This is a genomic window from bacterium (assembly GCA_030685015.1).
Lineage (GTDB): Bacteria > CAIWAD01 > CAIWAD01 > CAIWAD01 > CAIWAD01 > CAIWAD01.
The window spans coordinates 1-13,820 of the sequence record JAUXWS010000026.1; the positions used below are offsets into that span (position 1 = coordinate 1).

The window sequence follows — 13,820 nt, forward strand, 5'->3', positions numbered from 1 at the left end:
CCGGACTACTACCTGATCTTCTACAACGAACAGGACCCAGCAGACGAATCCGATTGGTACTACCTGACTCCCGTCGTTGCCCCAGGCTACACGCATCAATTGGTGGCCCGCTTCCGGGAATTGATGAACTATCGGGTGATCGCCTGGAAGGGCATTGATCCGGCCATGCTTGGATTGACGCCCGGCATCAGCTTTGCGACTTTCCAGCAAGTCAGTCAGGACATGCGACGGTAGTGCCGAAGAAGCCGATCACCTACAACGAATTCGTCATCCAGGCGAAGCTCTACCTGATCCGCAACACGGGGAACCTGCTGGGCAAGCGGGACTTCGACGTGTTCGACTACGATGAACTGACCCGCCAAGTGTTCGACGAGTCCTTCGACTTCAGCTGGTTCCTTGACTTCTTCGAGGAAGCCTACCCTTACGTTCTGGCCGGGTTCAGCCATGCCGAGGTCATCAGCGCCTTCTGCAATCGAAATGCTCGGATCGCGGCGATGCTGGCCCGCATGAGCACCATCTGATGGCTAAAGAAAGGGGCTCCAGGGAGCCCCTTCATCTACCGCTTCCTCCATGTCCGCGTGGCCAACCAGATCAACAGGTCCACCAGCAGATCCCCCCAGTCGATTCCGCGCTTACGCCTCTGCATGGCCGGCATCTCCCGGATCTTGGTAGTCGTCTTTGACAACCGTGGCCAGCGCATCCTGCCAGGATTCCCGCACCGCCTTCACCTGCGCCAGTTCTTCCGGCGTGATCAGGCGGTCCACCGTCATCAGCACCTCGGCATAGCGATAGGGCGGGCGCTGGATGTCCTTCAATTCGAAGCGCGTACGCACGGCCAGGTAAGGCACCTTGGACCGCGCCAAGCGCTGCACATAGCGATGCCACTGTTTGATGCTGGTGGGCGAGAGGGGCAAGACCCACAGCGCAGGTTCACCGTCCTCGCCGGGAGCCAACACCAGCAGGCGCACCTTGGGCTTGCAGCGGCTGCCGAAGCCACTCAGGGGACATTGCTCACAGTTCGAAGCCTGGGGCGTGTCCACGGTGGGCTGGCCATTTACAGCGGCGCAAACCGGCAGGGTGCCCCCTTCCTCAAACACGGCGCGGATGTGCTGGTGGGCGACCACGATTCCCGACAACTGGTTGCCTTCCAGAGGCACCACCAGGCCTTCGTCCTCGATGGTCGGCCCCAGATCCAGGAACAGGCGATGCTGGCCACTGGGACTGTGTTCCACGCGCACGCGGGGCAAGGGCATGTGCACGCCTTCGGTCATGCGATCCAGTTCGGCCTGCAGATCGATGTCCAGGGCGGGCAGGCATTCGCTGATGTGGGCAGGGCTGTTCATGCGACTTCCTCCAATTGTGATACAAGGGATTCCAGGCGGGCCATTGGCAGATGGGCGTCTTGGGTCGCGCCACGACAGGCGTCGGCAAAGGCGCAGACACCACACTTCAGGGGATCCGGCGAGCGCGGATAGCACCCCGCCTTCATCATCCGTGACACATGGGCCACGTCCTGTTTCATGGCCTTCAGCTGGTCCAGGTTGCGGGTGGTGCTGATGCGCGGCTCCCCGCGCTCTTCCCCGGCGGACTTGCCCCCAGTGGCGCGCTTGTAAGGGATGTGGTGGCGCAGGAAGTAGAGAGTCAGGCGATCCGGCAGAATGCGTGGTTGCAGCAGCTTGCCGTCCACCAGCAGGGTGCCGTGGAGCAAGGCATAGGCGTAGATGGACAGCTGGTAGTCCAGGTCCACATAGGCCTGGGGCGGAATGGTCTTGCCGCTCTTGAAATCCACAAGCTCCAGTGTGCCGTCCGGGTGCTGGCGCAGCTGGTCCAAGGTTCCCGTCAGCTGATGGCGACCCAACTTCACGGTGAACTGGGCCTCGGCCATCAGCACTTTGCAGGCACGGTTGTAATCCTTGCCGCGGTAGCCCTCCAGCATGGCCACGGCGTCGGACAGGTACTGGTCGCGGTCTTCCGCTTCAGCCTTCCAGCGTACGGGCAGCGTGTCGTTTTGTCCATTTGTCACTTCGTGCTGGAAGGCCAGCAGGTAAGCCGCCTGCAAATCCATGTCCCAGTCGCCTTCGTGCATGCGCTTGATCAAACCGTGCAACACAGTGCCGTGGATGGCGGCGGGGTGTCGGAATGTCCGTTTGTCCGGTTCGGCGCTCTGCAGATAGTGCTGGTAGGGACAGCGCAGATAGCTGTAGATGGTGGATTGGCGCAGGGTCTCCATGGTCAACCCCTCGCGTGGTCAAGGAAGTACTGCGTGACACGCCGGTTGGTGTGCTCGGCGCCAAAGGACTCCTGCCGCGTCAGCACATGGGTGAAGGCGTTGTAGAGATCCCAGGCACGGCTGCCTCCCAGTTCCATGAAGACATCGGACACCAGCGGACGCGGGATCTCCAGGTCGCTGAAGACACGCTGGATCCCGGCAATGGAGAGCTTCTGGCGGGTCATGGTCTGAAACTTGGGTGCGAGCAGGTGGATGTTGTGGGACAGCTGTTGGAGCCGCTCCACGGCCTGCTCCACCTCGCCATCGAAGACATCGCCATGGGCCTGGTTGTGCTTGAAGCGGAAGCCGCCCAACAACTGGTCCACCACCATGCCGTTGGAGCAAAGCAGGCGCTGCATGTTGAAGGCGACGCCGAAGCGAGCGGAGCCGTCGTAGGAATTCCAAGCGTCCAGGGTCAAGGCGACGATGTCGCCGGGTTGGGCCTCGAAGGTGTGCTGCCCCAGCACCCAGCGCTGGCGGAAGCGTCGGCCATCGAACAAGGTCTTGCCCCGCGTGGCTTCCAGAGCGCCCTCCGCCAGGATGCGCTCCGCCGTCTCCACCACACGGGCGTTCTCCACCAGGTTGTAGTCGTCGGACACAATGCCCGCTTCCTCGTGGGCACCCTGCGGATCCAGCACGATGGCGTAGCGGCTGGACTGCACACCGGCCGGGGTGAACAGGGGCACACGTTGGATAGGCACAAAGGGGTCATTGACCGTCAGGGTTCGCGGTCTCATGGGTCCTTCCTTTCGGGTTGAACAGGGTTGGCTTCTGCGTCTCTGTTCTTATGCCCGAAAAGCGACCCGGATCACGTTTTCTTGGGAATCCTCGGCAGTGTATCCACGGCGATTTTCAGATCCATGGGCGCCACGTGGGCGTAGCGCATGGTCATTTCGATGGACGCGTGGCCCAGCAATCTGCTGACCTTTTCGATGCCCACACCCTTCTTCACCAGGTGCGTGGCGAAGGTGTGACGCCACTGGTGCACGTCCCCGGTCAGCTCCAGTTTCTTCAGCGCCGTCTTCAGGGCTAGGTAGATCTTGTCGCGGTGAATGACGGTGCCGCGGTAGTCACTGAACACGCGGTTGTGCGGGTGGCGCTTCTGCCGGTTCACGATGTCGACGGCGTCCTGCGACAAGGGAACCACGCGGGTGCGGTTGGTCTTGGTGCGCCAGTCCTTCTTGCCCCGGATGATGATGCAGGGCGGGCTCGTGGCCAGGTCCACGTCGTCCCAGGTCAAGTGGATCAGTTCCTCCTTGCGCAGGCCCGTGTGATACAAGAAGGCGAAGGCATCCCGCCAGTAGTGGCCCACCTTGGACAGGATGCGCACGACTTCTTCTTCCGTCCAGTAGGGCGGGGTTTCATCCGATGTTTCAGGGTAGGCCTTCAACTTGCTCGCCGGGCTCTTGGCCAGCAGTTCATCGTCCACGGCCATGTTGAACAGGGAGCGGAGGAACTGCATCTGGCCGTTCAAGGTCTTGTTGGCGAAGCCCTCCTCCACCAGCACCTGGATGTGCTCCTCCAGCTGGGCACGTGTCACCTGGTCGATGCGCAGCACCTTGGGGAAGGCCTCGCGGAAGAAGGCGAGGAAGTGATCCGCGTAGATCTTGTAGCGCAGCTGCGAGGACTCGCGGGTACGCCGCACCTTGGTTTGCAGGAAGCGGTCCACCATCGCTTGCAGCGTCGGCGCCTCCTGCAACGGCTTCTGGCCTGCCTGGGCGTTCTGCAGATCGGTGAAAAGCTTGGCGGCACGCTTCTCCGCCAGGTCCTTGCGGGGGCCGATGGTCTCGCGGAAGCGCTGGCCGTCGATCATGTAATCGAGGTAGTAGACAACGCTGCCGGAGGGATTCTTGCGCTGCCGGACGATGGGGACTTTGGTCAGTGCCATGGCGGACTCCCGTGCGAAATCGTGGTCGATCACGGGCGAACCGCTTTGTCACATTATTGGCAAATCGCCAAAAAGCAGAAGCGGAACGCCCTGATCTTCAAGGCGTTCCGCCAATATAACGGAGAGGGAGGGATTCGAACCCTCGAACGGGGTTAACCGTTACGCACTTAGCAGGCGCGCGCATTCGACCACTCTGCCACCTCTCCAGGATGATGCGCCTCCCATGGAGGAACCGGAGGAAGGGGGACTCGAACCCCCAAGGGCCGAAGCCCGGCGGTTTTCAAGACCGCTGCCTTACCAGTTAGGTCTATTCCTCCATCGGAAGCGCACAAGTTTAGCCACTCAGGGGAAGTAAATCAAGGAAGGGCCGGGCGCGGTGGGCCGGGGCCGTCCTCCGCCGCCCTTCCCTTTGTTAGGTTGGACGGCGCAATGAAAGTGGTCGCATGTCCCCATCCTTGATCATCTGGTGTGTGGCCACGGGGGTCCTGGCCTGGCAGGGCACCCGCTGGTGGACAGGCCTGCGCCGCCTGGGGGCTTCGCCGGCGCCAGCGGCGGCCCAAGCGCCGCATCCAGCGGTCTGGGTGCTGGTGGCGGCCCGGGACGAGGCGCTGCAGGTGCCCGCCCTCTTGACCGCCCTGGCCGGGCAGGCAGGGGTGGATGCCCGGCCCCGCCTGGTGCTGGTGGACGATGGATCAGTGGACGGCAGTGCCGATCTGGCCCGCCGCCTGCTGGCCGACTGGCCGGAGGCGACCGTCCTGGTCCAGCCGCCGGCGGGCAAGCTGGCCGCCCTCGCCGCCGGCCTGCGCCACGTGCTGGAAAGGGCCGGTGCGGAGGATCTCGTCCTCTTCACCGATGCCGATTGTCGTCCCGCCGCCGGCTGGCTGGCCGCCCATCTGGCGGCCCATGCCGCCGGCGCCGACCTGGTGGGCGGCCACGTCGTCCTTGCTTCCCCGGACGGCGAGGTGTCCGCCTTCCGCCGCTTCGAGAACGCCGCCAGCAGCCTGCAAGCCGCTGTGGGCTTCATGCTGGGCAGGCCGCCCTTCGCCCGGGGCGCCAACTGGTCGACGCGGGCCCGCCTGCTGCGCCAGGTCGACGGTCTGTCGAACCTGGAGGATCTGCCCAGCGGCGACGACGTCCACCTCATCCGGCGTCTGGGGCAGGTTGCGGCGCGCTGCGCCTTCCTCACCAGCGCGGCGTCCATCGTCCACACCCGTGAGGCGGGCAACGCCGTCCGCCAGGCCCGCCGCCGCTACGGCAAGCTGCGGGACCTGCCCGCCCGCGAGATCCTGCGCCAGGCCTCGCTCTTCCTGGCGCTTCTTCTGCAAGGAGCGCTGCTGGCCCGTTGGGCCGTGGCCGGCTCCCCGCTTGTCCTGCTCCCCGCCACGCTCCTGCCGGCCCTGGCGCTCGCCGCCCGGCGGATGCTGGCGGAGGGCCTGGCCCTGCTGGGCGAAGGGGAGCTTGTGCCCCGTGCGGGGCGACTGTCCCTGCTCCTGGTGCTCCACGCCCTCCGGCACAGCCTCGTCGGCGGCCTCCGCGGCTACCAGTGGCGCCAAGGCGCCCCCTCCCGCGAGTCCCTCCTCTTCCTGCGACACACCCTTACCCTGCGCCGGCTCTGGAACGCGGTCAAGAGCCATGCCAGCTACGGTCTTTCCCTCCTGCTGCGGCGCCCCATCGTCTGGGGCCTGCCCACCGTCTTCATGGTGGAACCCACCAACGCCTGCAACCTGAAGTGTCCCCTCTGCCCCACGGGCGCGGGAACGCTCAAGCGGCCCGCCCGCTTCCTGGACAAGGCCGTCTACGACCGCCTGCTGGACGAGCTGGGTCGCGACGCCTTCATGGTCCTGCTCTGGAACCAGGGGGAGAGCTTCCTCCACCCCGACTTCCTGCCCATGGTGCGCCGGGCCGCCGGGATGGGCCTGTGGACCTACGCCTCCACCAACGGCCACTACCTGGACGACCCCGATGCCCTGGTCCGCAGCGGCCTGGGCACCCTGCTTGTCAGCGTGGACGGCGCCAGCGCCGAGACCTACGAGGCCTACCGCCGCAGCGGCAACTTCCCGCTGGTGGTGGAGGGCCTCACCCGCCTGATGGCGGCCAAGCGCCGCCTGGGCAGCGCCACGCCCGTCGTCCACCTCCAGTTCATCGTCATGCGGCACAACCAGCACGAGATCCTCGAGATCGACCGGCTGGCCCGCCGCTGCGGCGTGGACCGCCTCACCCTGAAGACCGTGCAGATCTACGACGACGCCGACATCGACGTGTGGCTGCCCGAGGACGAGGCGGCGCGGCGCTACCAGGTGGTGGAGGACGAGGGGGGTCGCCATTTCGCCATGAAACACGGCTACCCCAACCGCTGCCAGCGCCTCTGGAACCAGCCCGTGCTCAATGCCGGCGGCGAGCTGGCCGTCTGCTGCTTCGACAAGGACAGCGACTTCGCCATGGGCGACCTGTCCACCCACAACTTCCGCGAGCTGTGGACCAGCCGGCCCTACATGGCCTTCCGCCGCGCCGTCTTCCGCCAGCGCAGCCAGTTCGAGATGTGCCGCAACTGCGGCGAAGGGGTGAGACTCACCCTCGAGCAGCGGGACCTGGCGGTGGATCTGCGCCGGCCCCTGGGCGACAGCCTGCGCCACCGGGGCTGGGCCGTCCCTGACGAGGATGAGGTCCGCCGCCGCATCGAGGCGGCCCGCGCCAGCCGCCCGCGCGAGGCGGGTGGCCGGGAGCAGCGGCGCGAGGGCCGGGACGGCGTGGCCGGCATGTCGCTGGGACAGGGACCCCGCCCCATCGAGGAACTGGAGGGCAGGGAGGCGCCATGAGGTCCGTCCTCACCGGCTGGTTGCTCAAGTCGGCCGTGGCGCTGGCGCTCTGCGTCTGGCTGCTCGGCCGCCTGGACGCCCCCGGTCTGGTCCGGGCCGTGGGGGACATGTCCTTCCTCCACCTGGCCAGCGCCCTGCTGCTGCTGGTGCCCAACCTGGCCTTCCAGGCCATCAAGTGGGGCCTGCTGGTCAGGGCCCAACTGCCGCGGGCGACCGGGGGACGCATCGTGCTCTCCTTCCTGGCGGGCACGGCCCTGGGCACCCTGACACCGGGCCGCCTGGGCGAGCACGCCCGCGCCGCCTGTTTCGGGGGCCGCCGGACGGAACTGGCCGCCCTCTCCCTGCTCGACAAGTTCAGCTCCGCCGCCGTCACCAGCCTGTTCGGCGCCCTGGGCCTGCTCCTGCTGCCGCGCTGGGACCTCAGCATCTTCGGCCGGGCGGCGCCGCTCGTGCTGCTGTTGTTGGGCCTTTACGCCGCCGCCGTCCTCGTCTGGACCCTGGCCGGCCTGGCCCTGCTCCTGGCTCCGGCCCGCGTCACCGGCCTGCTGGGCCGCCTGCCCTGGCTGGCCGCCCGGGAGCGCTTCGCCCGGGTCCACGGCGCCATGCTGCTGGTGCGCCGTCCGCGCCGCCTGGGCCTCCTCGCCGCGGCGCTGGCCTTCTACCTCACCTTCATCACACAGTTCGTCCTGCTCGCCCGCGGCCTGGGGCTGGATTCGACGCTGGCGCCCGCCGCCGCCGCCGGCACCATGTTCCTCAAGAGCCTCTTCCCCATCAGCCTGGGCGACCTGGGAGTGCGCGAACTCTTCGCCGCCAACCTCTTCGCCAGCATCGGCGGCGCCCCCGAACTGGCCGTGACAGCGGCCTTCCTCCTCTTCGTCATCAACGTGCTGCTCCCCTCCCTGGCCGGCAGCTGGGCGGCCCTGGCCCTGCGCCCCTGGGGCGGAAGGGAGGACAGGTGAGCCTGACCGCCCTCAGCCTGCTCGCGCTCAACGGGGTCTATGCCGCTTATGTGTGGCGGCTGGGCGGCGCCCTGGCCGGACGCGGCGACCGCCTGGCGCCCGGCGGCGGGGAGGAGGGCGAAGTGGCGGCCGGGGGGATCTCCGTCATTGTCCCCGCCCGCAACGAGGCGGAGGCCCTGCCCGCCACCCTGCGGACCTTGTGCGCCCAGACCCTGCCGCGGGAGCGCTGGGAGCTGCTGGTGGTGGACGACTGCTCCCGCGACGGCAGCGCGGAGGTGGCGCGGGTCCTGATCGAGGAGCTGGGCCGGCAGGGCGTCGCGGCGCGCCTGCTGGGCACCACGCCCGGGCGCAGCGGCAAAAAGGAGGCCATCGACCTGGGCCGGGAGGAGGCGCGGCATGACTGGGTGGCCGTGCTGGACGCCGATTCGCGCCCCGGTCCCGACTGGCTGGCCACCCTGCTGGGCGCGGTCCGGTCCGGCGACGGCCTGCTGGCCGGGCCGGTCGTCTTCGCGGGGGAGGGCCTCTGGTCGCGCCTGGTGCGTCTGGAGTACATGGGCCTGCTGGGGGCGGGCCTCGCCTCCTTCGCCCTCGGCCGACCTCTCTTCGCCAGCGGGGCCAACCTGGCTTGGCGGCGGACGGCCTACCGCGAAGCAGGCGGCTACGAGGGCCTGCTGCACCTGCCCAGCGCCGACGACACGCTGCTCATCCAGCGCATGCGGCTGCGCACCCGCTGGACCCTGGCCGCCACGCTGGCCCGCGGCGCCCTCGTCGCCACCCGCGGTCCGGCCGGGCCGCGCGAGTTCTGGCGCCAGCGCGTGCGCTGGACCTCCAGCGAACGCCACATGCCCGACCGCGCCGCCCAGGCCGGCGCCCTGGGCCTCTACCTGGTCTTCCTGGGCACGCTGCTGGCGCCCATCCTGGCCCTGAGCGGACACCTGTCCGCGCATGCCGCCCTCGGCATCGTCCTGCTCAAGCTGATCCCCGACCTGCGCCTGACGGTCCACGCGGCGCGGCGCCTGGGCGGGCGCGGCCTGCTGCCGCTCTTTCCGCTGGTCTGGCTGGGACAGCTGGCCTATGGACTGGTCGTGCCCTGGGTCGGGACCTTCGTCCGCCCCCCGTGGCGCGGCTCGCCGGCCGAGGGCCGGCCGCCGCTCGGATGCGCGCCATGAGCGCCCTGCTGCACCGGCCGCCCGCCTGGCGCCCCCTCCTTCAGCCCGGGCTGTGGCGCCTGCCCCGGCGCCTGGCCTGGCTGGGCGGCAGCGGTCGCGTCCTCCTCACCTTCGATGACGGACCCGGACCGGCCACGGCTGAGGCGGCCCGTCTGCTGGAGGCGGCGGGGGCGCGCGCGCTCTTCTTCCTCGTGGCCGGCCGCCTGCCCGAGGATCCGGCCCGCCCCGCCACGGCGGACGAGGAGCAGGCCCTGGCCATCACCCGCGCCCTGCTGGCCGCCGGCCACCTCCCCGCCGTGCATGGCCTCAGCCATCGGCGCCTGGGCCTGCTGCCGCCTGCCGTCGTGCGCCGCGACCTGGCCCGCGCCGCCGGACGCCTGGCCGCCGCCTGCGGCCTGCCGCCGATCTTCCAGCGGCCGCCCTACGGCAACTGGACGCCCTGGCTCAGCCGCGTCTCGCGCCGTCTGGGCCTGGAGCCCGTCTTCTGGAGCCTCAATCCCGCCGACTACCGCGCCCCGCGCCCGGACGCGCTCGTCAGCCGGGTGCTGGAGCTGGCGCGCCCGGGGGACATCCTGCTTCTGCACTGCAGCGGCCCGGGCCAGGAGTCGACGCGGGCCGCCCTGCCGGCCATCCTGGCCGGTTTGCGCGGCAAGGGGCTGAGTCCGCTTGATCCCATGGCCCTGCTGGAGGACGCCCATGCCTGAGTGGCTGCTGCTGCCTCCCGGCTGGCCCCGCGCCCTGGCGCTGGTCGTGGCGGCGGGCATCCTCATCATGATCTGGCTGCGCCGCGCCTGGCTCGAGGAACTGGTGGAAGAGGGGAGCGACCGGGCTGCCGCGGAGAGGAGCGCGCCGGCGGCAGGCGGGGAGCCGCAGCGCAGCCTGCTCATCGTCGCCCGCAATGAAGAGGAAGCGCTGCCCGGCCTGCTGCAGGACTTGGACCGGCTGCTGGCGAGGGATCCCGCCCTCGAGATCATGCTGGCGGACGACCAGTCGACGGACGGCACGCGCCCCCTGCTCGAGGCATTCTGCGCCGATGCGGAGCGTCACGGGCGCGTCCGGCTCCTGCCGGCCGAACCCGGCCGCCGCGGCAAGCCCGCCTGGCTGCGCCACGGCGTTGATCAATGCCGGGGCCGGCAGGTGCTCTTCAGCGACGCCGACTGCCGGCTGCCGGCCGGCTGGAGCCTGGCCCTGGGCGCCCTCCTCGACGAAGGGCTGATCGCGGTGGGTGGCCTCGTGCTGCTGGAAGGAGGCGCCACGCCAGACCCCGCCGCGCGCTGGCAGCGCCTCCACTGGCTGCTCCTCTCGGGCATGGGCGCTCTCCTCTCGGCCCGCATGCACCAGGCGGCGCCCTCGCTCTGGGGGGCCAACCTTGCCTTCGACCGCGCCGCCGTGGACAAACTGGGCGGTTATGCCCGACTGGCCGCCGTGGACAGCGGGGAGGATCTGGCCTTTGCCCGGGCGCTGGCCCGCCTCGGGGCGCCTCATCGCCTCGCCGCCTTTCCCCTCGACAGCCGGGTGCGCACCAGGCCCGAGACGTGGGCGGGCAGCGCCCGCCAACTGGCCCGCTGGTTGGCCGGCCTGCCCCGCCTGGCGCCGCTCCATCTGAGCCTGGTCCTGGGAGCCGCGGCCTGGCTGGGTGCCCTCGCCGCCATCCTCCTCCTGCGGCCCATCCTGGGCCTGGTGCTGGGCGGCGCCGCCGTGCTCAGCCTCTCCGCCCTGCTGGACGAGCTGGCCGCCCGCCTGCGCGAGGAGCGGCCCGCCGCCTCCGAGACGGCCCTCTACCTGGCCGCTTGGCCGCTGGTGGCCCTCCTCGCCCTCTGGCATGGCCTGCGCGGCACCACCGGCTGGAGGCGCCCCGCATGAGAGGTCCCACCCATCATGCGGAGAGCCATCCGCGCTACGCCGAACTCCACTACACGCCCCTGGGCAAGTCCCTGTCACGCCTTTGGCAGCCCTGGCCCGAGATCTACCTCGACCTGCCCTGGCGCATCACGGCGGGACGACCGCTGCCCCTGCTCCTCGCCTTCGCCGACGCCCACCGCTTCCCGGTCCGCCTGTTGGCCCTGGAGTTGACCCTGGCTGATCCGCGCGGCCGCCTCACCCAGCAGCGTCGCGACCTGGACATCCGCCTCGAGACGCCGGTGGGCGGCCTGGTCCTGCTCGAGCTGGAGCTGGAGGATCCCGGCACGTGGGAACTGTGGGCCGACCTGCGCGCCGAGCGCCTGCCCGGCCCGGGCGGGGCGGCGGGCCAGGAGATCCTCTTCCGCAACCACCTCGCCCGCGGCCTCCCCGAGGAGCCGCTCCGGGTCCGGGTGGACCGCACGCCGCCGCCCCTCCTGCCCGGCATGGTCCAGGGCGATCCCCACGTCCATTCCTCCGCCACCCGCGACATGATCGAGTTCGGACCACCGCCGGAACTGCTGCGCCGCGCGGCGCGCGCCCTGGATCTGGACTGGTTCGCCCTGACGGACCACAGCTACGATCTGGACGATGGCGTGGAGAATCCCCGCCGCGCCGATCCTGCCCTCCCCATCTGGCGGCGCCAGCAGGAGTGGCTGGCGGCGGCGGCGGCCACGCCCGGCCCCTTCGTCATGGGCGGCGAGGAATGCTCGGTGGGGGGCGTGGGCGGTGGCATCCTCCACCTGTTGCTCCTGGCTCCCGACCGCTTCTGGCCCGGATCGGCCGACGGCGGCGAGTCCTGGCTGCCGCGGCGTCCGGAATGGCGTCTGCCCGCGCTGTTGGAGGCGCTGGCCGGCAGTGGCTGCCTGCCGGTCTCGGCCCACACCGGGGAGCGGCCGGGCGCGGGCGAGCGCTGGCTGCTGCGCCGCCGCTCCTGGCGCGGGGAGGACATGGCCCTCCTGACGGCGCACCAAGTGCTCTCCGGCGGGCTGGGGGCCGCTTTCCGGGCGGGTCGCCGCCTGTGGCTGGAGCAGCTGGCCCGCGGACGCCCCGCCGTCATTCTGGCCGGTGGGGACAGCCACGGCCATTTCAGCCTGGGACGCTCCGTCCACGTGCCGGCCTGGAGCCTGGGTTGGGGACGCAGCCAGCTCTTCGGCCGCCACCGCAGCGCCTGCCTTCTGGCGGCGGGGGAGGCGCTGGCACCCCCTGCATCGGACCAGCCAGACCAGCGCCCCCGCCGTCTGCTGGCGGAACTGGAGGCCGGACGCACCCTCCTCACGGACGGCCCTCTGCTCTGGTTCACGGGTGGCGGCCAGACCTGCCTGGGCGGCATCCTGGCCGGGGGCGGATCCCACCTGCATGTCCGCCTGCGCGACGATGCCGGCCCCCTGCGTTGGCTGCGGCTGTGGGGGGGCGCTGCGGCCGGGGAGACGCTGCTCGCCGAGTGGCGGAAGCTGCCCCCAACGGCTGAACTGCCCCTGTCCTCCGCCTGGCGGGCACACCGCTGGCTGCGCGCCGAGCTTCGCCAGGCGGACGGCTTCGCCATGACCAATGCCGTCCGACCTGACTGAACCTGATGCTGTGTCATTCCTGACACGGGGCTGGCCAGGCTTGGCCGTTCCAGCTGTCAAGCAGAGCAGACACGGAATCAACCGATTGTCCTTCAAGCACTTCCAAGATCAGTGGCTGGCCCTCAAATGGGCATTGGACTTGCGAAGCAGAGGTCCGGCTTGACCTGGACTCCACGCAACCGCACGCGGAGGCTCGAAACGCAGGGCCGGCCTGTTCCCCGCAGGCCGGCCCTTTCCCAGCGCCCAGGCTGCTTGTTGCCCGTGCCTGGCACGTTCCACACATTGCCGCCGCTTGCCAAGGAACTGGCCGGGATCGTCACGCGCCCACCAACCAGCAGCAGGAGGACATCATGCTCAAGGAGTTTCGTGAGTTTGCCATGCGCGGCAACGTGGTGGACATGGCGGTGGGCATCATCATCGGCGGCGCCTTCGGCACCATCGTCAAGAGCCTGGTCAGCGACGTGATCATGCCTCCCATCGGTCTGCTGCTGGGTGGCGTGGACTTCTCCAACATCTTCCTCACGCTCAAGGATGGCATGACGGCGGCCCCCTACGCCTCCCTGGCCGACGCCCAGACGGCGGGCGCCGTCACCGTCAACCTGGGCGTTTTCCTCAACGCCGTCATCAGCTTCCTCATCGTCGCCTTCGCCGCCTTCCTGCTCATCAAGGCGATCAACCGGCTGAAGCGGGCGGAGGCGCCGGCGCCCGCCGCCCCCACCACCCGCGAGTGTCCCCATTGCTTCAGCACCATCTCCCTCAAGGCGACGCGCTGCCCCTTCTGCACGTCGACCATCTGAGCTGATCCTGGCAATCGGCATAGGGGTGCCGGGGAATCCCCGGCATCCCCTGCCACACCACCCGGCCTGCGGGTCCGCACCGGGCGGTTCAAATGCGCCGCGTCGTGTGACGCACTCGCTCCTTCAGCTTGTCCTGGGCTTTCTTGGCCACCCGGCGCTTCACCACTCCGCCGGGTCCCAGCCAGAAGCTGTAGCCCAGCACCTTGCGGCGCATCGCCAGATCCACCGCGCTCTTGGCCTCGTTCACCTTCAGATGGAGCCCCGTGAACAGCTCCCGCAACCAGCCCATCACCTGCTCCCCGGCCCGACGGCTTCACACATGGATGTTGCAGTCGTCCGCGCCGCGCTGGGTGTGTCGCTGCGCGGCGCGGATAGCCACGGGCGCGCTTCTCCCTGGACGGAAGCCGTAAATGTGCCGTGTCAAGGTCGGGGCGCACAGCGGCTGCAGGACC

General features: G+C 69.5%; 14 protein-coding genes and 2 tRNA genes. 9 read left to right on the forward strand and 7 right to left on the reverse strand.

Going from position 1 to position 13,820, the window contains the following annotated elements; genetic code table 11:
• Both Q8O14_02850 and Q8O14_02855 read left to right on the forward strand, forming a co-directional pair.
• On the forward strand, window positions 1–234 hold a 234-nt coding region (locus tag Q8O14_02850; protein ID MDP2359680.1), incomplete at its 5' end, for a hypothetical protein.
• Window positions 234–521 (forward strand): hypothetical protein, encoded by a 288-nt coding sequence (locus Q8O14_02855; protein ID MDP2359681.1) that lies wholly within the window; start codon window positions 234–236, stop codon window positions 519–521. The genes Q8O14_02850 and Q8O14_02855, both read left to right, overlap by 1 nt.
• Before the next feature lie 111 nt (window positions 522–632).
• Here Q8O14_02855 and Q8O14_02860 read toward each other — a convergent pair whose 3' ends face one another.
• The 6 genes from Q8O14_02860 to Q8O14_02885 all read right to left on the reverse strand — a co-directional run bounded on the left by Q8O14_02860 (window position 633) and on the right by Q8O14_02885 (window position 4,474).
• Window positions 633–1,343 (reverse strand): hypothetical protein, encoded by a 711-nt coding sequence (locus Q8O14_02860; protein ID MDP2359682.1) that lies wholly within the window; start codon window positions 1,341–1,343, stop codon window positions 633–635.
• A complete protein-coding gene (locus Q8O14_02865; protein ID MDP2359683.1) occupies window positions 1,340–2,230 on the reverse strand; it encodes a PD-(D/E)XK nuclease family protein in 891 nt (296 codons plus the stop codon). Before Q8O14_02865 ends, Q8O14_02860 begins: the two co-directional genes overlap by 4 nt.
• A gap of 2 nt (window positions 2,231–2,232) precedes the next feature.
• Window positions 2,233–3,006, reverse strand: coding sequence for a DUF932 domain-containing protein (locus tag Q8O14_02870; protein ID MDP2359684.1), 774 nt, complete (start codon window positions 3,004–3,006; stop codon window positions 2,233–2,235).
• Window positions 3,007–3,077: 71 nt separating this feature from the next.
• Window positions 3,078–4,157 (reverse strand): site-specific integrase, encoded by a 1,080-nt coding sequence (locus Q8O14_02875; GenBank protein ID MDP2359685.1) that lies wholly within the window; start codon window positions 4,155–4,157, stop codon window positions 3,078–3,080.
• A 119-nt stretch (window positions 4,158–4,276) separates the two neighbouring features.
• Window positions 4,277–4,363, reverse strand: a tRNA-Ser gene (locus Q8O14_02880).
• 27 nt (window positions 4,364–4,390) lie between these two features.
• Window positions 4,391–4,474 (reverse strand) — tRNA-Ser (locus tag Q8O14_02885).
• Window positions 4,475–4,600: 126 nt separating this feature from the next.
• Between Q8O14_02885 and Q8O14_02890 the strand changes: the two genes are divergently transcribed.
• The 7 genes from Q8O14_02890 (at window position 4,601) to mscL (ending at window position 13,368) form a co-directional block, all read left to right on the forward strand.
• Window positions 4,601–6,973, forward strand: coding sequence for a glycosyltransferase (locus Q8O14_02890; protein ID MDP2359686.1), 2,373 nt, complete (start codon window positions 4,601–4,603; stop codon window positions 6,971–6,973).
• Window positions 6,970–7,932: a lysylphosphatidylglycerol synthase domain-containing protein gene (locus Q8O14_02895; GenBank protein ID MDP2359687.1), complete on the forward strand. Its 963-nt coding sequence runs from the start codon at window positions 6,970–6,972 to the stop codon at window positions 7,930–7,932. Before Q8O14_02890 ends, Q8O14_02895 begins: the two co-directional genes overlap by 4 nt.
• Complete coding sequence (locus Q8O14_02900) at window positions 7,929–9,101, forward strand: glycosyltransferase (protein MDP2359688.1); 1,173 nt, start codon at window positions 7,929–7,931, stop codon at window positions 9,099–9,101. The genes Q8O14_02895 and Q8O14_02900 overlap by 4 nt, the downstream gene beginning before the upstream one ends.
• On the forward strand, window positions 9,098–9,805 hold the full coding sequence (locus tag Q8O14_02905) for a polysaccharide deacetylase family protein (protein ID MDP2359689.1): 708 nt from the start codon (window positions 9,098–9,100) through the stop codon (window positions 9,803–9,805). The genes Q8O14_02900 and Q8O14_02905 overlap by 4 nt, the downstream gene beginning before the upstream one ends.
• Window positions 9,798–10,964 carry a glycosyltransferase gene (locus Q8O14_02910; protein ID MDP2359690.1) on the forward strand — a complete coding sequence of 389 codons (1,167 nt, stop codon included), beginning with the start codon at window positions 9,798–9,800 and terminating at the stop codon, window positions 10,962–10,964. Before Q8O14_02905 ends, Q8O14_02910 begins: the two co-directional genes overlap by 8 nt.
• The gene (locus Q8O14_02915) at window positions 10,961–12,571 is read left to right on the forward strand and encodes a hypothetical protein (GenBank protein ID MDP2359691.1); all 1,611 of its coding nucleotides are present in this window, start codon (window positions 10,961–10,963) and stop codon (window positions 12,569–12,571) included. Before Q8O14_02910 ends, Q8O14_02915 begins: the two co-directional genes overlap by 4 nt.
• A gap of 350 nt (window positions 12,572–12,921) precedes the next feature.
• A complete protein-coding gene (mscL, locus tag Q8O14_02920) occupies window positions 12,922–13,368 on the forward strand; it encodes a large conductance mechanosensitive channel protein MscL (protein ID MDP2359692.1) in 447 nt (148 codons plus the stop codon).
• Between the two features lie 88 nt (window positions 13,369–13,456).
• On the opposite strand, the gene Q8O14_02925 is transcribed toward mscL, so the two are convergent.
• Window positions 13,457–13,657: a hypothetical protein gene (locus Q8O14_02925; protein MDP2359693.1), complete on the reverse strand. Its 201-nt coding sequence runs from the start codon at window positions 13,655–13,657 to the stop codon at window positions 13,457–13,459.
• Window positions 13,658–13,820: the final 163 nt, after the last annotated feature.